The organism is Vibrio sp. 10N.222.52.B7 (assembly GCF_041474275.1).
GTDB classification, from domain to species: Bacteria; Pseudomonadota; Gammaproteobacteria; order Enterobacterales; family Vibrionaceae; genus Vibrio; species Vibrio crassostreae_C.
On sequence record NZ_JBFRTU010000021.1, the window covers coordinates 94,638 to 121,116 of the forward strand.

At 45.5% G+C, this 26,479-nt stretch carries 20 protein-coding genes, 1 pseudogene and 1 riboswitch; of the genes and pseudogenes, 10 read left to right on the plus strand and 11 right to left on the minus strand.

All coding sequences use genetic code 11. From position 1 onward, the window contains the following. Positions 1 to 26: 26 nt before the first annotated feature. The 6 genes and pseudogenes from dapD to AB4512_RS08370 all read right to left on the minus strand — a co-directional run bounded on the left by dapD (position 27) and on the right by AB4512_RS08370 (position 5,077). Positions 27 to 1,058 (minus strand): 2,3,4,5-tetrahydropyridine-2,6-dicarboxylate N-succinyltransferase, encoded by a 1,032-nt coding sequence (dapD, locus tag AB4512_RS08345; RefSeq protein WP_017059885.1) that lies wholly within the window; start codon positions 1,056 to 1,058, stop codon positions 27 to 29. Between the two features lie 258 nt (positions 1,059 to 1,316). Then, positions 1,317 to 1,460 (minus strand): annotated as a pseudogene (locus AB4512_RS08350) (MarC family protein); the annotation flags it as partial. A gap of 197 nt (positions 1,461 to 1,657) precedes the next feature. After that, positions 1,658 to 2,647 (minus strand): GGGtGRT protein, encoded by a 990-nt coding sequence (locus AB4512_RS08355; protein ID WP_372174745.1) that lies wholly within the window; start codon positions 2,645 to 2,647, stop codon positions 1,658 to 1,660. Between the two features lie 24 nt (positions 2,648 to 2,671). Further along, positions 2,672 to 3,364 (minus strand): iron-sulfur cluster assembly scaffold protein, encoded by a 693-nt coding sequence (locus AB4512_RS08360; protein ID WP_372174746.1) that lies wholly within the window; start codon positions 3,362 to 3,364, stop codon positions 2,672 to 2,674. A 194-nt stretch (positions 3,365 to 3,558) separates the two neighbouring features. Next, positions 3,559 to 3,643: riboswitch (Fluoride riboswitch) on the minus strand. A gap of 155 nt (positions 3,644 to 3,798) precedes the next feature. After that, positions 3,799 to 4,092 carry a YebG family protein gene (locus AB4512_RS08365; RefSeq protein ID WP_008223840.1) on the minus strand — a complete coding sequence of 98 codons (294 nt, stop codon included), beginning with the start codon at positions 4,090 to 4,092 and terminating at the stop codon, positions 3,799 to 3,801. A gap of 88 nt (positions 4,093 to 4,180) precedes the next feature. Further along, positions 4,181 to 5,077 carry a LysR family transcriptional regulator gene (locus AB4512_RS08370; protein WP_017059889.1) on the minus strand — a complete coding sequence of 299 codons (897 nt, stop codon included), beginning with the start codon at positions 5,075 to 5,077 and terminating at the stop codon, positions 4,181 to 4,183. Between the two features lie 208 nt (positions 5,078 to 5,285). On the opposite strand from AB4512_RS08370, the gene AB4512_RS08375 reads away from it, so the two are divergent. The 5 genes from AB4512_RS08375 to recD all read left to right on the plus strand — a co-directional run bounded on the left by AB4512_RS08375 (position 5,286) and on the right by recD (position 16,133). Next, the gene (locus tag AB4512_RS08375; RefSeq protein WP_017071043.1) at positions 5,286 to 6,236 is read left to right on the plus strand and encodes a TDT family transporter; all 951 of its coding nucleotides are present in this window, start codon (positions 5,286 to 5,288) and stop codon (positions 6,234 to 6,236) included. A gap of 127 nt (positions 6,237 to 6,363) precedes the next feature. Next, complete coding sequence (gene recC / locus AB4512_RS08380) at positions 6,364 to 9,840, plus strand: exodeoxyribonuclease V subunit gamma (RefSeq protein ID WP_372174747.1); 3,477 nt, start codon at positions 6,364 to 6,366, stop codon at positions 9,838 to 9,840. A 27-nt stretch (positions 9,841 to 9,867) separates the two neighbouring features. Next, a complete protein-coding gene (locus AB4512_RS08385; RefSeq protein WP_372157797.1) occupies positions 9,868 to 10,008 on the plus strand; it encodes a hypothetical protein in 141 nt (46 codons plus the stop codon). A 240-nt stretch (positions 10,009 to 10,248) separates the two neighbouring features. Next, positions 10,249 to 13,923: an exodeoxyribonuclease V subunit beta gene (gene recB / locus AB4512_RS08390; protein WP_372174748.1), complete on the plus strand. Its 3,675-nt coding sequence runs from the start codon at positions 10,249 to 10,251 to the stop codon at positions 13,921 to 13,923. Then, positions 13,923 to 16,133, plus strand: a complete 2,211-nt coding sequence (gene recD, locus AB4512_RS08395) for an exodeoxyribonuclease V subunit alpha (protein WP_372174749.1) — start codon at positions 13,923 to 13,925, stop codon at positions 16,131 to 16,133. Before recB ends, recD begins: the two co-directional genes overlap by 1 nt. A 79-nt stretch (positions 16,134 to 16,212) precedes the next feature. Here recD and AB4512_RS08400 read toward each other — a convergent pair whose 3' ends face one another. Continuing rightward, on the minus strand, positions 16,213 to 16,404 hold the full coding sequence (locus AB4512_RS08400; protein WP_004735192.1) for a hypothetical protein: 192 nt from the start codon (positions 16,402 to 16,404) through the stop codon (positions 16,213 to 16,215). A gap of 282 nt (positions 16,405 to 16,686) precedes the next feature. After that, the gene (argA, locus tag AB4512_RS08405) at positions 16,687 to 18,024 is read right to left on the minus strand and encodes an amino-acid N-acetyltransferase (RefSeq protein WP_146491375.1); all 1,338 of its coding nucleotides are present in this window, start codon (positions 18,022 to 18,024) and stop codon (positions 16,687 to 16,689) included. Positions 18,025 to 18,186: 162 nt separating this feature from the next. Here argA and AB4512_RS08410 point away from each other — a divergent pair, with 162 nt between their 5' ends. From AB4512_RS08410 to csdE, 4 genes are all read left to right on the plus strand, one after another. Next, entirely contained in the window at positions 18,187 to 18,660 is a 474-nt protein-coding gene (locus AB4512_RS08410) for a DUF2850 domain-containing protein (protein ID WP_371714508.1), read from the plus strand. Between the two features lie 81 nt (positions 18,661 to 18,741). After that, on the plus strand, positions 18,742 to 19,854 hold the full coding sequence (gene mltA, locus AB4512_RS08415) for a murein transglycosylase A (RefSeq protein ID WP_017059898.1): 1,113 nt from the start codon (positions 18,742 to 18,744) through the stop codon (positions 19,852 to 19,854). A gap of 113 nt (positions 19,855 to 19,967) precedes the next feature. Further along, complete coding sequence (gene tcdA, locus AB4512_RS08420) at positions 19,968 to 20,777, plus strand: tRNA cyclic N6-threonylcarbamoyladenosine(37) synthase TcdA (protein WP_371714493.1); 810 nt, start codon at positions 19,968 to 19,970, stop codon at positions 20,775 to 20,777. Positions 20,778 to 20,814: 37 nt separating this feature from the next. Further along, entirely contained in the window at positions 20,815 to 21,246 is a 432-nt protein-coding gene (csdE, locus tag AB4512_RS08425; RefSeq protein WP_371714492.1) for a cysteine desulfurase sulfur acceptor subunit CsdE, read from the plus strand. 173 nt (positions 21,247 to 21,419) lie between these two features. Here csdE and csdA read toward each other — a convergent pair whose 3' ends face one another. The 3 genes from csdA to AB4512_RS08440 form a co-directional block, all read right to left on the minus strand. Continuing rightward, positions 21,420 to 22,631, minus strand: coding sequence for a cysteine desulfurase CsdA (gene csdA / locus AB4512_RS08430; RefSeq protein WP_371714471.1), 1,212 nt, complete (start codon positions 22,629 to 22,631; stop codon positions 21,420 to 21,422). Between the two features lie 87 nt (positions 22,632 to 22,718). After that, positions 22,719 to 23,612, minus strand: a complete 894-nt coding sequence (gene panE, locus AB4512_RS08435; protein ID WP_372174750.1) for a 2-dehydropantoate 2-reductase — start codon at positions 23,610 to 23,612, stop codon at positions 22,719 to 22,721. 110 nt (positions 23,613 to 23,722) lie between these two features. After that, positions 23,723 to 24,529: an outer membrane protein OmpK gene (locus tag AB4512_RS08440; RefSeq protein ID WP_102394087.1), complete on the minus strand. Its 807-nt coding sequence runs from the start codon at positions 24,527 to 24,529 to the stop codon at positions 23,723 to 23,725. Between the two features lie 586 nt (positions 24,530 to 25,115). Here AB4512_RS08440 and AB4512_RS08445 point away from each other — a divergent pair. Continuing rightward, positions 25,116 to 26,462, plus strand: coding sequence for a DUF4397 domain-containing protein (locus tag AB4512_RS08445; RefSeq protein ID WP_372174751.1), 1,347 nt, complete (start codon positions 25,116 to 25,118; stop codon positions 26,460 to 26,462). Positions 26,463 to 26,479 lie beyond the last annotated feature (17 nt).

Genomic DNA, 26,479 nt, shown 5'->3' on the forward strand with positions numbered 1-26,479 from the left:
CTAGCATCTAGCATCTAGCGCTTAGATTAGTTGTTGCTGTGTAGTTCGCTGTTTAGCTCAACAGCAGACTTGTTCGCAAGACATTCAATTTGGCCAGTGATTGAGTTACGACGGAACAGAAGATCAGAAACGCCAGCTAGATCGCGAGCTTTAATGATCTCTACTTCGTTGCCTTCTTTATCTAACATGCGAACCTTAGTACCCGCAGTCACGTAAAGACCAGACTCAACCGTACAACGGTCGCCCATAGGGAAGCCAAGACCAGCGTTTGCGCCTAGTAGGCAGTTTTCGCCGATAGAGATAACCATCGTACCGCCACCAGACAGAGTACCCATGATAGAAGCGCCGCCGCCGATGTCTGAACCGTTACCTACAACAACACCCGCAGAGATACGACCTTCAACCATGCTCACGCCAGTTGTACCAGCATTGAAGTTGATGAAACCTTCGTGCATTACTGTTGTGCCTTCGCCTACGTGTGCGCCAAGACGAACACGAGAAGTGTCAGCAATACGAATACCTGTTGGTACTACGTAGTCCACCATTTTAGGGAACTTGTCTACGCAATCTACAGACAGAGCACGACCTGCAAGGCGAGCTTCGATTTGACGCTCAGCCAGCTCAGGTAGGTCGATAGGGCCTTCGTTTGTCCATGCGATGTTGTGCAGTAGACCGAAGATGCCGTCCAGTACCGTACCGTGTGGTTGTACTAGGCGGTTAGAGATAAGTTGTAGCTTTAGGAAGCCTTCAGCAACTGATGCTGGCTTCTCGTCAGTAGCAAGAACAACAAGAACAAGTGGCTGTTCAGACGCTGCCGCTTTTTCTGCGAAAGATGCGTTAGCTGCATCATCGTTTGCTGCGAATGCTTTCGCCAGTTCTGCGCTTTGTGCAGCAGAGATTTCGATAGCTTGGTTGCCTTCAGCGTAACCTGACACTTCAGCTACAGCTGCTACAAGAGCGTCGCTTGGGTTTAGAAGCGGGTTAGGGAAGAACGCTTCAATGATTTTATTGTCGCGATTTTTGGTTGCCGTACCGAAGGCTAGTGAAAAATAAGCCATGTTGAATCTCCATGTGTTGAGTCTTGATTTTGCTATTCCAAAACAACGGCTCGAATAACAAGCGCTGCCGTTAGCAAAGTTAATTTAATTGCGTTCATCATAAAGAGAGCGCCCTCGTTATGAAAGGGCGTATCGGGATAAAGTCTGTAAAATGATATTGCTTGTCTTTTGAGAGATAGTTCTCTGCAATGAGAAAACACTGCAGATCAACACAAATTGATTGGTGCGTTAATCAACATTCTCCTGTGAATCCCCTCTTTAGATAAACAGTGCCTTATAAGCTTGCTCAATCCCTTCAATCAACATCTGCATACCGATTACCGCGAGTATCAACCCCATCATTCGAGTAATCACGTTCAGTGCGCTTGGTCCAACGGCTTTAACGAAGCGCTCGCCAAATACGACAGCAGAATGTATTTAATCTTAGATACAAATAATTATTAGAAATAGATAGTAGAGCAAGTGTGAATAAAAAACAGCCAGCATAAGGCTGGCTGTTTGGTTTTAGTGATAGGTGTATAGTTTTAGTCGTCCGTTATTGCTTGATTCTCAACTAACAGACTCTACATAACAGGCAGATTGTGGGACTCACTTTGTCGTTATGCGTGTTGAGATTCACTCACTGCCACAGCCAATGCAACCGTCGCTCCGACCATTGGGTTGTTACCCATGCCGATGAAACCCATCATCGCAACGTGAGCAGGAACTGAAGAGCTACCTGCAAACTGAGCGTCTGCGTGCATTCTGCCCATGGTGTCTGTCATGCCGTAAGATGCAGGGCCAGCAGCAACGTTGTCTGGGTGTAAAGTTCGACCTGTACCACCGCCTGAAGCGACAGAGAAATAAGGTAGACCTTGGCGAGTTCGCTCTGCTTTGTAGATACCCGCAACAGGATGTTGGAAGCGTGTTGGGTTGGTTGAGTTACCCGTAATGCTCACATCTACCTCTTCTCTGTGCATGATAGCCGCACCTTCACGAACATCATCGGCGCCGTAGCATAAAATCTCGCCACGAGGGCCATTTGAGAAACGGCGACGTTCTGTTTCAACGAGTTCACCCGTTTGGTAGTCGTACTGAGTGCGCACGTAAGTGAAGCCATTGATGCGTGATATTAAGTAAGCCGCATCTTTACCTAAGCCATTTAGGATAACTTTCAATGGATTTTTACGTGATTTATTGACGTTCAGTGCGATTTTAATTGCACCTTCAGCTGCCGAAAATGACTCGTGACCTGCAAGAAAAGCAAAGCAGTGACTCTCTTCATTCAGAAGACGCGCAGCAAGCGCACCATGCCCAATACCCACTTGACGTTGCTCGGCAACACTACCGGGTTTTGTGAATGCTTGGAGGCCCTCACCGATGATATTCGCCGCTTGTTCAGCGTTGCTCGCTTTACGGAATAGAGCCATGGCTGTGCCTAAGGTGTATGCATCGGCTGCGCTTTCAAAAGCAATTGGTTGAGTGTCCATCACCAACGTTTTTGGGTCTATATTGTGTGCTTTACAGTATTGCTCTGCTTGCGCCAAAGAGTCGAAGTTCATTTCTGCCAATGCGCGAGTTACTGATTCATTAAATTGAGTGTTCATCATATCTTTCCTCTTAATTGGCAAAAATTATTGTTGGCGTGGGTTAATGGTGGTCACGGCTTCGTCGAAGCGACCATAAGTCCCTGTAGCAAGGTCAACCGCTTCATTGGCTGGTACACCTTGGTTAATCGCCTTCATCATTTTGCCGAGGTTGAGATATTCGTAGCCAATCACTTCGCTGTGATCATCAAGTGCAAGCTTGGTCACATAACCTTCTGCAAGCTCTAGGTAACGGACGCCTTTCGCTGAGGTTGAATAGCTGGTTCCGACTTGGCTGCGCTGTGTTTGACCTAAGTCTTCCAACGCTGCGCCGATTTCTAAGCCACCTTCAGAGAAAGCCGACTGAGTTCGACCGTAAACAAACTGCAGGAAGATTTCGCGCATCGCGACGTTAATCGCGTCACATACCAAGTCAGTATTGAGTGCTTCTAGAATGGTTTTTCCTGTAAGAATTTCAGCGGCCATCGCGGCAGATTGTGTCATGCCTGAGCAGCCGATAGTCTCGATGAGTGCTTCTTCGATGATGCCGTTTTTTACGTTAAGAGTCAGCTTTGCCGCACCTTGTTGTGGTGCACAAGTACCAACACCGTGGCTCAATCCTGAGATTGCGATAACATCTTTTGAACTAACCATAGCGCCTTCAACTGGAATTGGAGCCGAGTTGTGAAGATCACCCCTTTGAATAGGGCACATGGATTGAATTTCTGAAGAGTAGTGCATAATGTTTTCTCACTTATAGAGCCATTTAAGGCCTAGGGCGTTGAGAAAACAGGACGTGTTGGAAGAGGTGCGGCTAATTCACTACAGATCTTGAGTATCGATAATCCAAAGGTGTCATGGAACTTGGTCTTAATAGACTAAGTCCATTTCAAAATGGAGGAATAGCGATACGTCCAACAGTATTACCTGTTTTCGATTCTGTAGGAGTCATTAGCACTGTTCGGAAAGAACGGGCGGTTGAAGCAAAAGCTTAGGTGGAACCCCATCACCTGATGGCTATAGATTAGATCTTCCTCACACTTTCATGCAAGCGAATGTTTAGAGCGATTTCGACTATAAACAAGCTTCATTATATTTCGATAAGTATAAAAAAACGCCAATAACGAACTCTGATTAGAGGCGTCATTGACGTTTTTTAGAAAGGTATCAGCTAGTTAAGCTGCATCTTCTTCTGCGTCTTCAACAGCTTCAAGCTTCTTAGCTTTTTTCGGAGCTGGCTTACGCTTAGCACCTAATGCGTAAAGAACTTCTTCTTTGTTCTTCGCTAGGTACATTGCAAGTTCTTCTTGCTTGCCTTCATCTTCAACTAAATCGCTTTTGCCTAACAGTTCAAAAAGCTCATCAGCCATATCCAGCATTTTGTCGTATGCGTCAGCTTCGGCTTTAGAGGTAAAAGTCATTTTCTCTTCTCCGTTGCGTTCCACCACGTACTTGACGATAACAGCCATGGTTAATCCTCTAAGTTTGATAAATTTTACTGGCTTTTTATACAGTTTCTGATGTTAAAAGTCCAGTTGGAGCCCGTACTATGCGGCCTCAATCTTGATGTGCCGCCCAGTCTTCACAATAACTCATGAAAGATTTCAGCAGTGGGCTTTGATATTTGTCTTTATGGACCAGCATCCAGAATCGGCGTTTCATATCAAGTGGCACATTAAGCGCTTTTACTCGGCCTGAATCGATCGCTCGCTGAGCAGCTAAACGAGACAAACAGGCAAAGCCAAGACCGGCAGAAACAGAGTTGATGATTGCTTCTGTGGTGTTGAGTTCAAAAGATTCATACCAATGTTCGATGCGCGGTGCGACGGCACGAAGGAAAAACTCGCGAGTCCCTGAGCCTGATTCACGTAAAATCCAATGGCTGTCTTCTAAATCGCTTAAAATCACTTTTTCTTTGGCAACGAGAGGATGTTGATTACTAACAATAATGCACATTTCATCGCTGCTAAACTGACTCGAAATGAGTTCAGGGTGTAATGTTTTTCCTTCAATTAGCGCGATATCCAGTTCATAATCCACCAACTTTTGGCAGATCAGTGCACTGTTTGAAATGAACAAGCTTTGATCCTGATGTTGAGTTCGTTCGCGAAAGCCTGACAAAATAAACGGTGCGACCTGATTACCAATCGTGTCACTCGCGCCGACCTTTAGATTGCCACTTAAAGGCTGATCATCACGGAACAAAACATCAATACCAGCAGCACGATGTAATATTTCATCCGCCAATGGAAGTAACTTATGTCCCTCTTGGTTGAGAATTAATCGGTTGTTGACCCGGTCAAATAGAGAGTGGCCGAGTTGTTTCTCCATTTCGCCTAGTGCCATGCTGACCGCAGCTTTAGACAGAAACAGAGCCTCAGAGGCAGCAGTCAATGTCGAGTGCTGAGTAATAGTGACGAACACTTTGAGCTGTTTTATTGAAATATTAGCCATCAGATTCCTAGTTTTACTCTGCTGGTGAAAATGGATTCTGTTCAGTATTGATGAACACTTGTTATATATAATTGGATATTGTTTAACGAAGCGCAAGCGTATTATGGCTTCAACAAGCTGATGAGTTCACAAGTTTAGTGAATTAGGTTTAAGAGAGGCTGACATGATTCAACGTATTAAATATAGATTAACAGGAGCTCCAACACCCATGGCAGGGTTAGCACTCGCAATTGCAAGCTTAGGCTGGTGTTGGGATGGTGTTCTAGTCGCACAAGGTATCTTACACACCCCGGGTTTGGTGCAGTGGATCAGTGCTGGCATTGCGGCGGTATTACTTCTTGTTTTAGCTGTGAAATTTTTGATTCATGGTCACCTATTGCGTGAAGATCTTGCTCACCCTGTTGTCGGCAGTGTGGTACCAACATTTGCAATGGGGTGCATGGTGGTGTCAGCGTCTTTGGCGCCAATCTCTCAATTCTTACAAGAAGCTATGTGGTTGGCTTCTGTGGCTTTGCATGTTGTGTTTCTAACGAGCTTTTTGTACCACAGAGCTAAAAACTTTGAGATTCACCACATGGTGCCAAGCTGGTTTGTGCCACCGATCGGTATTATCGTCGCTGACGTCTCTTTCTCAGGTAATCCAGTTTTAGAGCCAGTAGCTAACGCGACTTTGGTATTCGGCTTATTGGTTTACGCAGTAATGCTACCAATCATGGTTTACCGTTTGATCTTCTCTCACGAAGTGCCAGATGCTGCAAAACCAACGATTGCGATTATGGCAGCACCGGCAAGCCTATCTTTGGCGGGTTACTTAACCGTTACTGCTAACCCTTCACCTGTGATCATTGGTTTACTATTTGGTATTGCAGTGTTGATGACGTTCATTATCTATATGGCGTTTTTCAAACTACTTCGTCTTCCATTTAGCCCTGGTTATGCAGCGTTTACCTTCCCAATCGTGATTGGTGCAACAGCCTTGTTCAAACTGGCTGCGTGGATGCAAGCACAAGGTATTGAAGCGCATTACATCAATCAAGTGTTTGGCCTAGCGTATCTAGAATTGATTGTGGCAACGTTTGTAGTGGGTTATGTGGCGGTTCGTTATTACATGAATTACAAACCTCACCGTGTTCTAAGCGCGGTAGGCAGTAGATTGTAAGAAGCAATAGTTCAAAAGATAAACGGAGCTTAAGTTTTCAGTATTTCATAAGCTTATATTCCTAATCCAAACTCGGCACTTATGCTAATCTGGCTTTATATTGTGGCAAGATTAGCGTGAGTGCACTTTGTTTACTGTTTACCATTCCAATAAAGTCGATACTTTAAAAATCCTTCTCGTTCATTTAATCAAAAGTGATCCTTTAGCCAACCCTTTCGAAAAAGAGCAGATCTTGGTTCAGAGCCCAGGTATGTCTCAATGGCTTAAGATGGAACTCGCCAAAGAGTTTGGTGTAGCAGCAAATATAGACTTTCCTCTTCCAGCAACCTTCATTTGGGATATGTTTACCCAAGTGCTTCCTGATGTACCTAAACGCAGTGCTTTTAACAAGGAAGCGATGACATGGAAGCTAATGAGTTTGCTACCTGCGAAGCTTGACCACCCTGATTTCTTACCCCTACAGCGCTATCTTGAAAACGACGAAGACGGCTCTAAGTTGTATCAATTAGCCGAGAAAGTTGCCGATATCTTCGATGGCTACTTGGTGTATCGACCTGAGTGGATGGCGATGTGGGAAGCGGGAGAACCCGTTGCAGAATTGATTGATAGTGAAGGGCAACAAGAGCACCCTTGGCAGCCGATTTTGTGGAAGGCACTCTACGAGCAAACGCTCTCTCAAGGCCAATCGAAATATCACCGTGGTAACTTGTATCACGACTTCATTGAAGCGTTAGCTAATCAACAAGGCCAGTTACAACACCTGCCGAAACGTCTGTTTGTGTTTGGTATTTCGTCACTGCCTCCTCGTTATATGGACGCATTGAAAGCGCTTGGCGAGCAGATTGATGTCCACCTGATGTTTACCAACCCTTGCCAACATTACTGGGGCGATATTCGTGACCGTAAATACTTGGCGAGAGTGGAAGCGCAGCGTCGTAAGCAGTTTGCTTTGGTTGATGGTTTACCTCAGCTAGAAGGCGAAGTCTCACCATTAAAAGATGGCATTGAAGCCAATATTGAAGACGAACTGCATACCAGCCAAGCGGTCGGTAATAGCTTACTGGCGTCTATGGGTAAACTGGGCAGAGATAACCTGTTCTTGCTGTCTCAATCAGACAGCGAAGAGCATGAGTTCTTTATTGATGTCGAGAGAGACAGCCTGCTGCATCAACTGCAAGCCGATATTCTTGAGTTAGAAGAGCACCAAGACGATCACATCTTAGACTCCAGCAACCACAAACAAGTGGTTGAGCTGGACGATCGTTCGTTGACGGTACACGCTTGTCACAGCCCAATGCGCGAGGTGGAGGTTCTCCATGACCAGTTGTTAGCGATGTTTGATGCTGATCCAAGCTTAAAACCACGCGATATCATTGTGATGGTGGCAGACATCAATGCTTACAGCCCTGCTATTCAGGCGGTATTTGGTAATGCTCCGGGTGAGCGTTATATCCCTTACTCGATCTCTGATAGAACTGCAGACCAAGAAAGCCCAATATTGACTGCTTTCATGCAGCTGGTCGCGCTACCGAATACGCGTTGTTTAGCGTCTGAGTTACTAGAGCTATTAGAAATTCCTGCAATGATGGCGCGCTTTGGTATTGATGAGTTTCAATTCGAGCAAGCCAAGCAATGGGTTGAAGAAGCGGGCATTCGTTGGGGTGTTGACGCTTCAACGGCGACAGAATTTGACCTACCTGCAACCGAGCAAAATACCTGGCTATTTGGTATCCAGCGTATGTTGTTGGGCTATGCGATGTCGGACTCTGCGGGCTTGTTTGAAACTGAACACTCTCCGATTGCCGCTTATAACGAAGTTCAGGGTATTAACGCCGAACTTGCGGGTAAGTTAGCGCACTTTATTGACCGTATCGCTCATTACCGCCAACGACTAACTGAAACCCAATCAATCGATATGTGGCGTGAAACCTTGCTGCAAATGATTGATGATTTCTTTGCGGTTGAGCTGGAAGGTGAGGTGGTGCTTAAGTCGATTCGTGATGCACTTTCTCAATTAAATGAACAGCTTGATGACGCCTTGTATGAGCAAGAGTTGTCGCCAAGCATTATCTACCAGTACCTCAATAATAAGTTATCTGGTGCGCGTATTAGTCAGCGTTTCTTAGCGGGCCAAGTTAACTTTTGTACCCTGATGCCGATGCGTTCTATTCCGTTCAAAACCGTCTGTTTGTTAGGCATGAATGATGGTGTTTACCCTCGCTCAATGCCGCCAGAAGGTTTTGACTTGATGAACGGACGCACACGACCTGGCGATCGTTCTCGTCGTGATGATGACCGTTACCTATTCTTGGAGGCAATGCTGTCAGCACAAGAGTGTTTGTACATCAGCTATGTCGGCCGCTCGATTCAAGATAATACTGAGCGAGTGCCGTCGGTATTGGTTTCAGAGTTGATTGAGTACTGCCAGCAAAACTACTGCCTAAGTGAAGACCAATCATTACCAAGTGATGATTCAGGCATCAAACTGACTCAAGCGATCAGCTTTGAACACACAATGACGCCGTTCAGCCCTGCAGCCTTTACTCAAGGTGATGCAAGCCATGTATTGAGTTACGCCAAAGAATGGCTTCCTGCGGCTAACCGTTCCGGTGAATGCAGTGGCGAATTCAATCGTGCGTTGGATGACTATTTGCTTGGTGCGACTTATCCGTTAGAACTCGATCTGGTTGAACTGCAGCGTTTCTGGCGCTTGCCGGTACAATACTTCTTTAATCGTCGCCTAAAAGTAGTGTTTGAGCCACCGCTTCCGGTAATGGAAGACGATGAGCCGTTCGTGCTTAATGGCTTAGAAAGCTTCCAGCTTAAGGATGCTCTGCTGCAAGTGTTGCTAGACCATCCAGAAGGGGCTGATGAAGCGGTTCGATTGTTTGTCTCTGAGCAAAAAGCACAGGGCCGATTACCGGTCGGCGCTTTTGGTGATATCGAATTTGAAACCAATCGCGTTCAAGCAGAAGACTTAGCCAAAGAGATTCGATTTGTAAGTGGGCAGCCACAGCAAGATCTTGAGGTAAATATTGAATTTGACGTGCTAGGCGAGGGTAAACCCGTTCGTTTGATGGGTTGGCTTACTCAAAACTATCAATCGGGGCTGGTACGTTTTCGTAGTGGCAAAATTCGTTCGCAAGATTACTTGGCCGCGTGGATCGATCACTTGTGTTGCGCAGTGATGGGGCACGGCAAAACGACTCATATTATTGGTTATGACAGAAAAGAAGGTGTGGTTCACCAAACGCTACAACCTATCGGTGATGCGCAGCAGGCGAAGAGTTTATTGGCTGAGTTAGTGCGACTGTTTTATCAAGGTATGACGGCACCACTGCCGTACTTCCCGAAAACCGCCTTGGCCAGCGTTGAAGCGGGTTTTAGCCGCGGTAAATGGGTCGATGATGAAGAGAAGTCGCTCAAGAAAATGGCCGATACTTTTAATGACAGCTTCGCTTTCACGGGCGAGGGTCGAGATACCTACATCTCGCGTATTTGGCCTAAGTGGGACGATGAGCTGGCGGCTGAGTCGCGTATGTATTCAACGCTTGTGTTACAGGCGGCAAGGTTGGCTGCTGCCGATCTGGAAGATCAGGAGTAAGTGGCTGTGATCGATAAGATCAATTGTGTGTACGCTGAACTAATGAAAGACGAAAGAGAGTCGCTGGTAAGCATTTGGGACGCTTGCTTTCAAGGTGAAGGGAATCAAGATGAAGAGAAGCAAGGTACAGTAAATAAAGTGGCCGCCAGTAAATCATTATTAGTGTAGGGCGTTCGCTGTACGGCCACAGGTCAGAGGGACCATTATTCTGTGGTTCTAAGTAGGCAATGAGTATAAGACTCGAATCGCGCTCCTGAACTCGTGGGCGCATAGTAGCGAGGCGATCCGAATTGATCCGTGAGAGAGATCGCACTAACTATTAACAAATCAGCGTAGGACGTAAATTGAATGACGTTTTCCATGCTAGGTCACATTTGTAACAACATATTTATCAGAAGGCAGTAAGGCATGACGACCACAAGCAGTGTTCAGGTAATTGCTCCACAGACACTCAATACCATGACGTTTCCACTTCATGGCGCGCGTTTAATTGAAGCATCGGCGGGTACAGGTAAAACATTTACCATCGCTGGCTTGTACTTACGCCTACTGCTCGGACACGGCACGGCAGCACCACAAGGCGAGCTCGCGGAAGCCACCCGACACCATGAGCCACTAACCGTAGACCAAATTCTGGTGGTGACTTTTACTGAAGCAGCAACGGCTGAGCTGCGAGATCGTATCCGTGCTCGAATCCATGATGCGCGCATTGCGTTTGCTCGCGGGCAAAGTGACGACCCAGTGATTGCTCCTTTGCTGCAAGAAATCGAAGACCACGCTGGCGCTGCAAAAACACTGCTCAATGCCGAAAGGCAAATGGACGAAGCCGCGGTCTACACCATTCACGGCTTTTGTCAGCGAACGTTGACTCAAAATGCCTTCGAGTCTGGCAGCCGATTTGATAATGAGTTTGTGACAGATGAAAGCCATCTTAAAGCGCAAGTAGTAGCCGACTATTGGCGTAAGCAGTTTTACCCGCTACCTATTCAGCTAGCAGGTGAGGTGCGTAATATCTGGGGTTCACCGGCTGCATTGTTAGCAGACGTCAATCGTTATCTGACGGGTTCTCCATTGAAGCTAACCGTCGACGCGATGTCGGGTGATTTGCAAACTCTACACAATCAGAACCTAGACAAAGTGAAGCAGCTTAAAGCACTGTGGTGTGAGTCTGAAGCGGATTTTTTAGCTTTGATCTCTGGTTCGGATGTGAACAAACGTAGCTACACCAAGAAGTCTCTGCCGACATGGCTAGAGGCGGTGACGGCATGGGCGCAAAGCGACACCCATGATTATCAATACCCAGATAAATTAGAGAAGTTTTCACAAGCCACGTTAATCGAGAAAACACCGAAAGGCACCGCACCGCAGCACGCCGTTTTCGAAGCGATTGAAGATTTCTTAAATAACCCTGCCGACTTGAAAGCTCCGTTATTGGCGCATGCGATTACCCATTGTCGAACTATGCTAGCCAAGGCTAAACAGCAGAAGCAGTGGTTGTCGTTTGATGACTTACTGACTCAGTTATCCGCGTCGATCGATGTCGATGAGCAATCCTTGCTGGTGGAAAGAATTCGCACCTTATACCCGGTAGCGATGATCGATGAATTCCAAGATACCGATCCACTGCAATACAGTATTTTTAGCCGAATCTATCTCGATAATCCGCAGTGCGGTTTGTTTATGATCGGTGACCCGAAGCAGGCGATTTATGGCTTCCGTGGCGCAGATATCTTTACCTATATCAAAGCGAGAAACCAAGTTAGTGCTCACTACACTTTAGGCACCAACTGGCGTTCAAGTGCGGATATGGTCAGTGCAGTAAACCAAGTGTTTATGAATTCAGACAGTCCGTTTATCTATGATCAAGACATTCCATTTTTGCCTGTTGCAGCCAGTCCATCGGCTGATAAGCGCCAATGGGTGATGAACGGAGAAACTCAGCACGCACTCACCTTTTGGCTACAAGAGGCTGAAGACAAGCCGTTACCAAAGGGCGAATATCACAAGGCAATGGCTGATGCGACGGCGAGTCAAATTCAAACTATTCTGACCGCTTCTCAAAACCAGCAAGCCTATTTTGATAACGGCAAAAAACAACATGCCGTGAATGCGGGTGATATTGCTGTCTTGGTTCGAACTGGTAGTGAAGGTCGTCTGATCAAGAATGCACTCTCTGAACAAGGCATTGCAAGTGTGTATTTGTCTAACCGAGACAGTGTGTTCATTAACTTGGTCGCACAAGATATTCAACGCCTATTGCAAGCGGTGCTGACACCAGAAAACGATCGTGCATTGCGCGCGAGTTTAGCCTCTGAGTTGTTTGCTCTGGATGCGTCTTCATTGGATGAACTCAACAACGATGAAGTGGTGTGGGAAAACGTCGTTAACGAATTTCGAGAATACCGTAAGTTGTGGCTGCAACGTGGCGTATTACCAATGCTTCGCAGCGTGATCAGTAAAAGGCATCTCGCGGAACGCTTACTGGAAGAAGAAAATGGTGAGCGCTCACTCACTGATTTGATGCACATTGGCGAATTGTTGCAACAAGCTAGGCAAGAACTCGACAGCGACTATGGCTTGTTACGCTGGCTAGCGGAAGCGATCTCGGATGCTCAAAATGGTTTAGGCGGCAGTGAAGATGACATTCAACGCCTTGAATCAGAAAGAAACTTAGTTCAAATCGTTACCATTCATAAGTCGAAAGGTTTGGAATATGACTTAGTATTTCTGCCATTTGTTGCGAGTTACCGAGAAGCAAGCGAAGGCAAATTCTACGACCATGATTCAGACACCACGGTGTTGGATATTACAGGTAGTGACAGTGCCTTAGCCCAAGCAGATAAAGAGCGACTAGCGGAAGACTTGCGTTTGATTTATGTAGCGCTGACTCGTGCGGTTTATGGCTGTTTTATTGGTATGGCGCCACTGCGTAAAGGGCGTTCAACCAAAGAACCGACCGGCGTGCATTTGAGTGCGATGGGCTATTTGGTTCAAAACGGTCAAGAGCAAGGTATTGCCGAATTGAATCAGGCTCTTGCAGCCATTGAGGGCAAGAACTCAATTGTGCTGCTAGCCGAAACTCCAACCGCGCACGAGCAAGTGTTTGTACAGACAGAGCAAGTGAGCGAAGACTTACATGCGAACGAGCTAAAGGCTTCAATCGACAGGGCTTGGCGTATCACCAGTTACTCGGGGCTTGTAAAGCAAGGCAGTCACGGTGCGAGTCATGACGCGACCATTGAGGTATCTGGCTTTGATATTGACTCGGCTGATGAGCAGGATGAATCTGAGTTGATTGAACCTGAACGATCTATCTTTACGTTCCCACGTGGTGCTCGCCCAGGTACTTTCTTGCACACCTTGTTTGAGGAGGTTGAATTTACCGAACCAGCAACCAGTGAGCATAACACGCAAGTAATCACTCACTTATTAGAATCAGAGCAATATGAATTAGAGTGGCTACCTGTGCTTCAGCAACTGGTCGACACGGTGCTGAACACCGCGTTGGATGGCAAAAATCTAAAGCTAAGTGAGAAAGACTCGACTCAACGATTAGTCGAAATGGAGTTCTTGTTGCCTATCGAAGTGTTGGCCGCATCTGAACTGAATCAAACCATTCAATATCACGACCCGTTATCGGCTAAAGCCGGCGACCTAGGTTTCCAAACCGTGCAAGGTATGCTGAAAGGCTTCATCGATTTGGTGTTTGAGCACCAAGGTAAATACTATGTACTCGACTGGAAATCGAACCATTTAGGTGATGATGTTGCTGTCTACCATGGCGAAGCATTGAAATCAGCGATGGCCGACCACCGCTACGATCTGCAATATCAAATCTATGCATTGGCTCTGCACCGCTTTTTACGTAGTCGTGTTGCCAATTACAGCTACGAACAACATTTTGGTGGTGTTTATTACTTGTTCTTACGAGGCATGGACGGCCAATCTCAGCAAGGGATTTTCTCGGCGAAACCAACATTGGCTTTACTTGATGAAATGGATCAATTGATTGACGGTAAAGTGATAGACCGACGTTCAGCACAATTGAATGACGATGAAACTGGACAGATGGGGCTCTTATAATGACAACAACGACCACTAATACCAGCATAGAGACTGCGAACACAGCAAAGCCAGTTTCACTTATCCCTGAGCAACTTGTGGATGTACTCCAGTTTCTTGCGGATAAGGGTTCTATTCGTCAGTTGGATTATCAATTTGCTCGTTTTATTGATCAGCAAGCCACGAGTTACTCTCAAGAGATCGGCTTTCTTGCTGGGGTAGTGAGCCATGAATTAGGCAAAGGACACATTTGTACTCAGCTGATACAGCAGCATACGACAGGCCATGAACAAACGGCAGATCTAGCCCAGTTACTTGGGTTGTACGGTGAAACGGCTCTGCAATTGAACCAAAAGTTGTTAGGTATTGATTGGTTGGCGGTACTTCAATCGTCCAATTTAGTTGGAGCAACCAATGACTGTGTTAAGCCGCTGATGTTTGATGGACAGCGTGTCTACTTACAGCGTTATTGGAACTACGAGGTGGTACTGGCAAACACGTTAAACCGTTTAAGTAAGCCGGTAGAGTTTAATACTGAACAGAAAAAGGCGCTGACGGAAACACTCAATCAGCTCTTTGCACGTAGTTATCACTTTCTGTTTAACGCTTTAGCCAAGGCTGAAGCAAACCAACAAACGTCTCAGGTACTGCGTCAACAGCTGGTATGTGATCATCTTGATATCGTCGATGATCAATCTCTGAATTGGGGCGCAATCGATCAAGCGATCGTCCAAGCTAAGCAGGTAGCGGACTTAGGTGTTCTAGACAGTTTGGTACCGCTATCGGCATGTTTGAACTGGCAAAAAGTGGCAGCAGCAGTAGCTCTGAGTCGTCGCTTTGCGGTGATTTCTGGTGGACCGGGTACTGGTAAAACAACCACGGTAACCAAGTTATTGTCGGCGATGGTCGAGCAATCACTCAGCCAAGGTAAAACCCCAACGATTAAGCTAGTGGCACCAACGGGTAAAGCGGCGGCGCGTTTAACTGAGTCGATTGGTAAAGCGATTGAGCAACTGCCTTTAGCGCCTGAAGTAAAAGCCAACATACCAACGGAATCGAGCACTTTGCACCGATTGCTTGGTGCGATTCCTAACCGGGCTGAGTTTAGACACAACCGACGCAATCCACTTCACCTTGATATCTTGGTGGTGGATGAAGCATCGATGGTCGATCTGTCGATGATGTATAAGCTGGTGGATGCGCTTCCTGAGCATGCAAGGCTTATCTTGCTGGGGGATAAAGACCAACTCGCTTCCGTTGAAGCCGGTGCGGTGTTAGGTGATATCTGTTCATTCAACTCTGCGGGTTACAGCAGTGCACAAGGCAACTTGATTGCGGAGATGACGGGTTTTGATGCGATAGCCAATACACAGCAGGCAAAAGCGGGAGCCGTTAATTCTCCGGCGATTGCAGATAGTCTGTGTATGCTGCAGAAGAGTTACCGTTTCGATGCGCGTTCTGGTATTGGGCAGTTGGCAAAAGCAATCAATAACGGCTCTGCAAATCAAGTCGACCAAGTGTTCGGCAAAGGATTTGGCGATATTGAGAACCATCCTCTATCGAGCGACAGCTATAACTTGATGCTACGTACCTTGGTTAATGAGTATGGTGCGTATCTCAACCGAATGAATGTGCCATTGGAAGAGTTAGAGACTCAAGACGCGAGAGCCAAATCGGTACTCGATTTGTTCAGTCAATGCCGACTGTTGTGTTCTATTCGTGAAGGTGATTTTGGTGTTAAAGGCCTCAACCACCGAATTGAAAGAGCGCTTGCCGCAAGACGTTTAGTGAACCCACACAACGACGAGCTGTGGTATCACGGGCGACCTGTCATGGTGACGCGAAATGATCATGGCTTGGGATTATACAATGGTGATATTGGTATTTGTATGCTTGAGGCGGATTCAAGCCAACCTGATTCAACTCCTCGCTTGAAGGTCTATTTTGAGTTGCCCGATGGCAGCGTGAAAGCTGTGCTACCAAGCCGAGTGCCCGATCATGAAACAGCTTATGCGATGACGATACATAAATCTCAGGGTAGTGAATTTGATCTGACCTTAATGATCTTGCCGCCGGATTTCAGCCCTATTTTAACGCGAGAGCTTATCTATACCGGTATTACACGTGCCAAGAAACGACTGATGATGTTCAGCGACACAAATGTGTTGAAGCGTGGGATTAAGGTGAAAACAGAGCGAGTGAGTGGTTTAGGCAGTCGCTTAACGAATTAGTTGTTAATTACTGTTAGAAAGGACTTGAACTTAAGCTAGATAAACACAAAGCAACCATCCCTGGTTGCTTTGAACGTTATTAAGACTCTTTGCTTAAAAACGCTCGAGTAAACGATATGTGGTTTATCTTGTATTTTGCTTGGCAATTCAAAATAAACTCTTTTAGATTCTCGCTCACAGGGAACACGCAGTGTACGTCTAGCCCTTCTAAGAATTGGTTATCAGCCATATCCCAAAAACTTTGCAGCGAGTTACAAACAATGGTTCTCATATCAATGTTGCTCTTTTTGCTGTTTATATTAACGAGCAGAGCTAATGTTAGCGTGCTGACCGTCAACGGGTATAGCAATCCGTGCAGTGACCACCTCAATGCATGTGATATGACAACCGAGATGGTAATTCCAATAAAAACATTTGTTATTTTGTTAAAGCGACCAAATTCTATACAATTTTACGTGTGAGTTAAAGTGCATAGTTAATAAATCTCATATAGAAAACGATTACGTTTACAATTATTTTTATGTTGAAGTGAGATTTTGCTCCAAAACTTTATTTATACGTTAAGTGCTAGGATCTTTGAGTTACGTTGATAGTTGTATAGCCCTTGTTTTTCCATCGGTAATTCATCAACTGCTATCTCGTAAAAACCTTGTTCACGGAACCAATGAAGGCTGTGTGTCGTTAGGACAAATATTTGGTCGATATCGCGAGATTTTGATTGGTGGCGCATGTAATCCAGCAGTAATTGTCCACGATTTCCATCACGATAATCAGGATGAATTGCAACACATGCCATCTCTGCCATGTGATCTTCCGGGTAGGCGTATAGCGCTGCGCAACCAATAATTAGCCCGTCTTTTTCGATAATGGTAAATCGATGGATCTCTTGCTCTAATTGTTCTCTTGATCGGCGAACCAAGATGCCTTGTTCTTCTAAAGGGCGAATGAGATCAAAGATACCACCGATATCATCAATCTGAGCTTGTCTGACTTGCTCGGCACTCGCCATGACCACTTGCGTGCCAATACCATCAAAAGAGAACAGCTCTTGGATTAATGCGCCATCGACTTTGTAGCTGATGAGGTGACAACGAGGCACTCCGGCACGACAAGCAGAGATCGCTCCTTTCAAGAAGCGCAGTGTTCCTGTGCTCATGTCTTCGGCAGGCTTTTGAGATTCCGTTAAGCGTTCTAGAATTTGCTTGGCGTCTTTAGGGAAGAGTTCGGCGAGTACAGTGCCGCTTTCATCTGTTACCCCTTGTTCGGAGCAAAAACCAATCAGTTTGTCGGCTTTTAAACGAATCGCAACTTGGGTGGCGACTTCTTCAGAAAGCAGATTAAAGCTTTCGCCTGTCACGGAACTAGCGATAGGGCCCAGCAGTACGATGGATCCTTGGTCGAGTGTGCGATTTATTCCTTCGATATCGATTCGACGAATACGCCCGCTGTGGCAATAATCCGTACCGTCATCCACACCTAGCGGCTGAGCCGTAATGAAGTTACCACTCATCACATTGAGTTGAGTACCTGCCATCGGAGTGTTGTTCAAACTCATCGAAAGGCGCGCGGTGATAGCAAGTTGCAGCTGTCCAGCAGCTTGCATTGCTACACCCAGAGAATATTCATCAGTGACCCTAATGTTCTTATGATAAGGCGTATGGCAATCTTGTTTTGCTAGCAGTTGGTTGATCTGTGGCCTTGCCCCGTGAACGAGAACAATCTTCACGCCAAGGCTGTGGAGTAGGGCAATGTCGCTAATAATGTTACCAAAGTTTCTATCGGCAACAGCTTCGCCTCCCAGCATAATGACCATGGTTTTGCCACGGTGAGCATTCACGTAAGGGGTTGATTGTCTGAAACCTTTTACTAGCGCTGTACTTCTTAATTTCACAGAACAAGTCCATTTGTGTTTATTTATTCGTTAATTTAGCATTTAAATTCAAATCTAAACAACACCTTTTTGGAATAAAGCGCAAACTATTCTTATGTAGGCTTCAATATATAAACTGTCTCAGTGTAGAATGCGCATAGCATCCTTATGAGTCGTAAACGAATGCAGCAAGCTCCAGCTACAAAGAACAAGATCGATGAGATCACTAAAGGCCTCTATAGTGAAGCAGATCAGCGCAATCAATCTAAGTTGAAGCGTAAGATCATTGAGCGCTGCTTAATGGTTTTAGCCTTGGTGGGTTCATTTGCTGTGGTTTCTTTATTTGGTGATGTGCTTTCCCGAGTGCAAGATGCGGCGACGTCTGATCATCTAATATATGGCACTTGGATAGAGCAGGATGTTGCACATTATGCGACAGATGAGTTTGTACTGAATGCTAATGGTGTGTCAGTTCGTGGATCTGTTGTTTCGACGACCTTTGATTTTGACGGTAACTACTTTGAATACAAGGCGGGTGATAAAACCTATCGCTTCCGCATGACCAACTCTGACAATACAGAAATGGTGCTCGATTCTGACAGTCATTACAATCCCATCTTCCGTCTTAAAGGTCACATCGATAACTCCGTCCGATAGGTTATCTTATTGTAAACTCTTACAATCTACGATTGTGTTATCTGACTGTTTTTGTCATCCTCGATGCATAGAATTTTTAGGATGACTCTTGTGATTAAAAAATGGCTTCCCCTAGTCGCGGCCTCTTTGTTATTTGGCTGTGCCCAACCCACTGATCTTGCTCAACAACACCTTGATGACGAATTTCCTCGTACCTTGAATAAGGTCGATCAGGTTGAATCCAATAAACCAAGAGACTATACCGCATTTGCAGAACAAGCTGAGATGGTGGTTTCTAAATCCCCTTCAATGGCTAAAATCTATGAGCCGCTTTATCAACAACTCAATGAGTGGGCGATGCTGAGTGGAGATCCAAGCGAGCTCGCTAATTTTGGCGTTCAAACTGCTCAACTAGGTGGTGGTGATAAACAAGGCAATGTTTTGTTTACGGGCTACTTTTCTCCTGTTATGGAACTGCGCCACGAAGCGAATGAAGAATACCGTTACCCAGTTTACGGGCTTCCTGAGTGTGGTAAAGAGTGTCCAACACGCGAAGAGATTTACAACGGCGCATTAGAAGGTCAAGGCCTTGAGTTAGGTTACTCAGCAAACCGTATAGACCCATTTATGATGGAAGTGCAGGGCAGTGGGTTCGTGCACTTCGGTGATGATGATACGCTGCAGTATTTCGCTTACGCAGGTAAGAACAATAAAGCTTATGTGAGCATTGGCCGTGTTTTGATTGAGCGAGGCTTAGTTCCACGCGAAAAAATGTCACTAAAAGCAATCAAAGAGTGGGTGTTGGCAAACGATCCTGAAGTGGTCAAAGAGTTGCTTGAGCAAAATCCATCTTTCGTGTTTTTTGAAGCGAGAGACGACTTGTCAGTAATGGGCAGTGCTGGGATTCCGTTATTGCCAATGGCTGCAGTAGCAGGCGATCGCTCTATCTTGCCTATGGGAACTCCAATTTTGGCTGAGGTTCCTTTATTGAATGCGGATGGTACTTGGAGCGGTGCGCACCAATTAAGATTGTTATTGGTTTTGGATACGGGCGGCGCGGTTAAGCAGAACCATTTGGATCTCTACCATGGTATGGGGCCGCGAGCAGGCACTGAAGCGGGTCACTACAAGCATTTTGGTCGCGTGTGGAAGCTCGGCTTAGATGGCAGCGCAACCGAAGCGCCTTGGGCTTTGCCTCCTGAAAAGGTTGAGTAAGCGACAATAAAATAGGGCATTGAAAGCGAATCGCTAATCCCCTAGACTTTTTATTCAAGAGTGCGTATAAAACGCACTCTTTTCTTTTTCTCAGAAATAAATTGGCGGCAACAATGCGTGAATTGACCACTCCAGCTTCAGAAAACTATGACCAACGATTTGGTGGCACTCGTCGTCTGTATGGCAATAGTGAAGTCGACATACTTAGAGCTGCACACGTGTGTGTTATCGGTATTGGCGGTGTAGGTTCATGGGCTGTTGAAGCACTTGCTCGTACTGGTTTAGGTGAGCTTACTTTGATCGATATGGATGATGTGTGTGTGACTAACATCAACCGTCAAATTCATGCAATGTCGGGCACGGTTGGTAAGAGCAAAATCGAAGTGATGGCTGAGCGTGTTAAGCTGATTAACCCTGAGTGTAAAGTTAACCTGATTGACGATTTCATCGGTCCTGATAATCAGGCGGAATACTTATCGAAAGAGTTCGATTTTGTGTTGGATGCGATCGATAGCATGAAAGCTAAAGCTTCGTTGTTGGCGTATTGCCGCAGTAACAAAATCAAAGTAATCACCATTGGTGGTGCGGGGGGGCAAATCGACCCAACGCAAATCAAAGTGGCCGATTTGACCAAGACGATTCAAGATCCGCTAGCGAAGAAGCTAAAAGATACCCTTCGTCGTCATCATAATTTCCCTAAGAATCCAGCGCGTAAGTTTGGTATCGATTGTGTGTTCTCGACTGAACAGCTGAAATACCCTCAAGCTGACGGCAGTGTATGTGCTGCGAAAGCAACAGCTGAAGGTCCAAAGCGCATGGATTGTGCGACGGGCTTTGGTGCGGCAACCGTAGTAACGGCGACTTTTGGTTTTGTGGCTGTTTCGCGTATTGTAGAAAAGCTGATTCAAAAGCACGCTAAGTAACGTCTTCTATTCAATTAATAATCGACTGGATATTAAAATGACCACATTCCCAAGCTCTCCATTCGGCACTGAAATTACCAGTGATGATATCGTCGCGAAGATGCAGACATTCAGCGGCTGGGAAGACCGTTATCGCCAAGTCATTCAATGGGGTAAGAAACTGCCAACTATGCCTGATGAACTGAAAAGTGAACAGGTGATTGTCTCTGGCTGTGAAAGCCAAGTGTGGTTGGTTTCTCAGAATATCGATGGTGTTTGGCACTTTTGTGCTGATTCTGATGCTCGTATCGTGCGCGGTCTGATTGCATTAGTGATGGCTGCGTATGACGGCAAAACATCAGAGCAGATTCAAGCGTTCGATATTGACGGCTACTTTGAAAAAATCGGTCTAATCACACACCTAAGCCCATCTCGCGGTAATGGATTAAAAGCGATCGTTGAGCAAATCAAGAACCTCGCTAAATCGTAATTGTCTCCACACATTTTTATCGTAGTGCTTTAGAGAGATTCCAGATACTTCGTTCCTCAGTTCTGGAATGACGATTTCTAACTGTATTTCGTCATTCCCTAAAGCGACGAAGGAGCGTAGTAGGGAATCTCGTTTGGATTGCGTTACTGCTTCTAACTGTGCTTCATTATTCCCTAAAGCATATCAACGGCTTTTTCTATCGCCGCTACGAGCTTTTCAACATCATCTAGATTGTTATAAATACCAAATGAAATACGAACAGTTCCTTTCACATTAAGTGCATCCATTAATGGGTGAGCGCAGTGGTGACCAGCGCGAACTGCGATACCTTGCTGATCCAACAGCGTAGCAATATCTTGATGGTGAACACCGTCCATTACAAAAGTAATCACACTTGCGTTGGGTTGATAACCCAATACCTGAATATCACCCAGTTTACTGAGTGCAAGGTAGGTCTTGTGCTGTAGCTGGTGGACATGATTCTTGACATCTTGTTGGTCAAATTGATGCAACCACTCTATTGCAGTGCTCAAAGCAATAGCTCCAGCTACATTAGGTGTGCCAGCTTCAAACTTACCCGGCAGTTCAGAAAAAGTGGTGCCAGAGAAAGATACGCGCTCAACCATCTTGCCACCACCATGCCAAGGTGGCATCGCTTCTAACAATTCAAGCTTACCGTAAAGCACGCCAATACCTGCTGGAGCATAGAGTTTATGCCCTGAGAAAACGTAGAAATCAGCGCCTAAAGCAGCAACATCAACGGGCTCATGAACGATGCCTTGTGCGCCATCGACCACAACAATCGCATTCATTTTGTGTGCTTTCTCGATGACGACTTCAATCGGCTGACGAGAACCTGTTACGTTGGTTATCTGAGCTAATGCAACAATTTTGGTTTGTTCATTTAAAAGCGCATCAAACGCAGTGAGGTCAAATTCGCAATCCGATGTCATTGGTACTTTAACGACTTTAGCGCCGGTTTGTTCTGCAACAATTTGCCAAGGCACTATGTTGGCGTGATGTTCCATTTCACTCACTAAGATCTCATCGCCAGGTTGAAGGGTACTTCTTGCGTAAGTTTGAGCAATTAAATTGAGTGCTTCGGTGGCACCACGAGTCCAGATGATCTCTTTTGATGAGGCTGCGCCAATGAACTGAGCGACCTTATCTCTAGCAGCTTCAAACTGACTGGTCGCGTTCGCTGTTAAGCTATGACTACCACGGTGAACATTGGCATTTTGTTTGGAGTAATATTGGCTAATGGCATCAATAACTACCTGAGGTTTTTGTGTTGTTGCCGCGCTGTCTAAGTAAATCAATGGTTGTTGATTGATGGTTTGTGATAGCGCAGGAAACTGCTCTCGGATGTGATTGATATCAAACATCTATTCTTACCTAAAATCTTGGAAATTGGTGCTAGCGTTGTGCTTAGCGGTATTGTTATTTTATCGCGACTTGTTAACCGTTGCTGACTAATCTTGATGATTCCAGCTATTTTCTTGCTCTTTGACCTGATCGAACAGCTTTTGGTTAACGGGAACTTTTATCTGATGCTTAAGCGCTGTTTTTATTAGGTGCCCAGTGATGAAGTCGATCTCTGTCTTGCGTTGGTAAAACATATCCTGCTTCATGGATGAGTTGTTCTGCGCCGTGGCTTGGATGATCTGCTTGACACTTGCTTCTAATCCGTCGAATGAACAAGCGATCCCTTCTGCTTGCATCACTTCTGTCAGTTCTTGAACTATCGAACGCAACACCCCCTCAAATTGGTGATCAGCAAGTTCGCCATTCTTAATCTGCTTGAGCCCAGTGAGTGGATTTATGGCACAGTTAATCGCGAGCTTAGTCCAAAGCGCAGTTTTTATTTCAGGGTTCCAGCTTACCTCTGGCAGGGCATGGTTGAGGACATCAACTAAAAACGTGCATTGCTGACCGACTTGGTTAAAAGCACCCAATTGGGTGTGGCCTAACCCTGTATGAGATACATGATTACGGCTGGGTTTGAATGCGGCTTGAGTCGTGGTCGCCAATACTATCGGGTGATCATCAATTTTAGTAGCAATGTTATCGACCGCACCCATTCCGTTATGCATGAACATGAGAATGGTGTCAGAGTCGAGGTATTGAAGTAACGGAGTAGTGGCTTCTTCTACTTGCCAAGCTTTGACTGTGAAGATCACTAAGTCACTCGTTGATAGCTTTTCGATATTGTTATTACTGAAGGAAAGTGAAGTTTGCTCATCAAGTGTTAGGTCAATTGAGGTTTCAGGGGAGCGACTCCACAACGAGACATTATGACCAGCTTGAAGCAATTTAATCGCCCATAAAGAGCCGATAGCTCCTGGTCCAACAATAGTGATGTTCACAGTAATACCGAGATAAGAAAGTGATGCTGCAAGGATAGCGAGGCATTAAATGAAAGCAATAAAAAATGGCACCCGAGGGTGCCATTTTGGAAACTTTCTTAGAAGTTCTATTAGAACTTGTAAGTTACTGCTACGTAGTGACCTACGCCTGAAGTACGACCGGCGAAACCGCCATCTTCTAAGCCGTAAACAGTTTCGTATGCTTTTAGACCGTAACCTACAGCGTAACGATCTGAGTGCCAGTAGATACCGTTATACATAGCGCCGCCACTGCTTTCTGCACTGTATTCATCTTTCATACCAAATTGCCAATCGATGTAACCTTGGTAAGAGATGAATGAACCATTTTCGAAGAAGTAGAATGGTTTGAACCAGTTTGCAGAAACTTGGTAGCCGTTCCAGTCTTTAACGTTTGAATCGTAGTTACCGTAAAGGTTTAGGCCAATTTTACCTAACCAAGGAACCATTACGTCAGAACCTAGACCAACTTTTTGCTGGTTAACACCAAAAGTAGTGTCAGTTGTGTTAACTCCGTCCCAAGTAATTTCAGAGGCAACGTAAAGCTCTTGTACTGGACCAAATGAAAGGTCTTTGCCTGTCAACCCATCAAGAGACATACGAGGAGCAAATTTCATAAACATTTTTGCTTCGCTATCTGCTTTATCGCTACCTGGATCCGAAAGTAGGTTAAATACATCAACATAGCCATATAGGTCGAAGATTCCTGAACGACCGCCAAATTCCATTTCCATGTAATCATGGCTAGAGTTACCAGGCTTCTCGTTGAACGCACCCATAAGGTTGAACTGCATCCACTTGTAATCGTTTTTGTGGATGTCGCCGTCAGAATAATCCGCTGCCATTACTGGAGCAGAAGTTGCTGCAAGTAGGCCAAGAGTTAAAAGTGATTTACGCATAATGGAACTCTCTATGTTAAAAATGAATAACCCGCTAATCCGTGCGTGTTTATGATGTCCGAATGCCGAGCATAATAGCGATTTTGTTCTCAAATAAAAGTGAGACAGAGTGAAAACTACAATTATTAATTTGAAGTGGATCACACTAATGATCTAAATGATGGAACTTTAAGGTGGCAATGCATCTTGATGCACCTCTAATTCTATTGATTTTGTGAAATTAGATTATTTTGTAGATAAATTGGTGAATTGATGCTCTAAGCAAACGATTATACTAAATAGAGTGATATGCATATCAAAATCAACAGTATTCTTTTCTAAGCGTTTTCTCTTAAAAAATGACTCATTCAAACCACCTCTTAATCTCGTCTTTGATCTATTTTTGACCAACAGCGTAGTGGAGTTGGAATCAATTGATGGACAACTCATGTGATGACTGCCTAGGGATTTGAACCTAGCTACTTTTTGAATCACGGAGAATTAAAGACAGTTCACTGCACTAGATTTTGAAATACTTTTTAAAGATTAGTTATTGGACTAATCATTTGTGTGACGAACTGGTCTAACTTTTTTGGAGAGAAGACCGATGAAATATTCACCTATACTCGCTGTAGCGATATCAGCCCTTTTCATTGTTGGGTGTGATGATGACGATGAACCAACAACTCAACTACAAGCTGTACATGCATCGCCAGATGCGCCTTTAGCTAACGTTTTAGTCAATAGCCAGGCTCGTTGGAGCGGTGTCGATTATGCTCAGGCATCCGGATACGCCTCAGTAGATCAAGGACAGACAACTCTTCAAGTCGATGTTCAACTCCCAGGTGACGCTGTTGCTACTGTTATTTCGCCAAGCCAATTCGATTTAAGCGGTGAATTAGATTACACCGTGATGGTGGTCGGTGATGCTGACGGTTCCAATAACCCGGTTGAGGCTTTGGTTGTTACACGACCTGCTGCGGGAACGGCGACAAGTTCAAGTCTAGATGTGCAAGTAGTACACGCGGCAACAGGGGTCGGCGATGTAAACCTATATGTGACAGGGCCGAGTGATCCATTGGGCGCTCCGCTTGGTACGCTGGGCTATAAAGATTTTACTGACGTACTCAATATTCCAGCAGGGCAATACCGAGTGAGATTAGAAACCGTGAGCGGCAATGCTATTGCTTTTGACTCTGGAGAAATCACTCTGTCTGGCGGTAGCGAGCTAACTATTGCGGCGGTGCCAAGAGCTGACTCCAATAGCGCTTCCCCAGTAAAATTGATGGTAATGGACGGTTCGGGCTCATCTTTAATCTACGACATGGCAGAAACTGCAGAAGTAAGAGTCGGTCATCTCGTTGATGGCGCCCCAGATGTAGATGTTTTTGTCAACGGAGCTGCATTTGCACCTCTTGCTGATTTGATGTTTAAAGAGATCCGCGGTTTTATCGATTTAGCCGCAGGAAGTTATGACATTGACATCTTTGCTGATGGCACTACAACCAATGCACTGATTGATGCAGATGGAGTCGCGGTATTTGCTGGTATGGATTACAGCATCTATGCAGTAGGGACGGTAACTCCAATGAGTTTGGAACCATTGGTTATTCCTGAAAACCGTCGTCCGGTTGCGACCAGTGCGGTGTTAAACATTACCCACGCCGCTGCTAATCCAATTGCGGCATCGGTGGATATCTACTTAACAGAAAAGGCGGGGATCTCTGGTAGCACTCCGGCGCTAAGTGATGTGAAATTCAAAGATTATGCGAATGGCATTTATGTTGCAGCGGGAACTTATTATGTAACGATTACCGTTGCAGGTGACCCATCAACAATCGCTGTTAATTCAGCACAGGCGACCTTGGCTGATGGCGTGGTGTATCAAGTTGTGGCGATCGACGATTCGGCTGGCACAGGCTTCAACCTTATTGTGAGTGATACAACAGACTAGCGTTTACTAGATCAGTA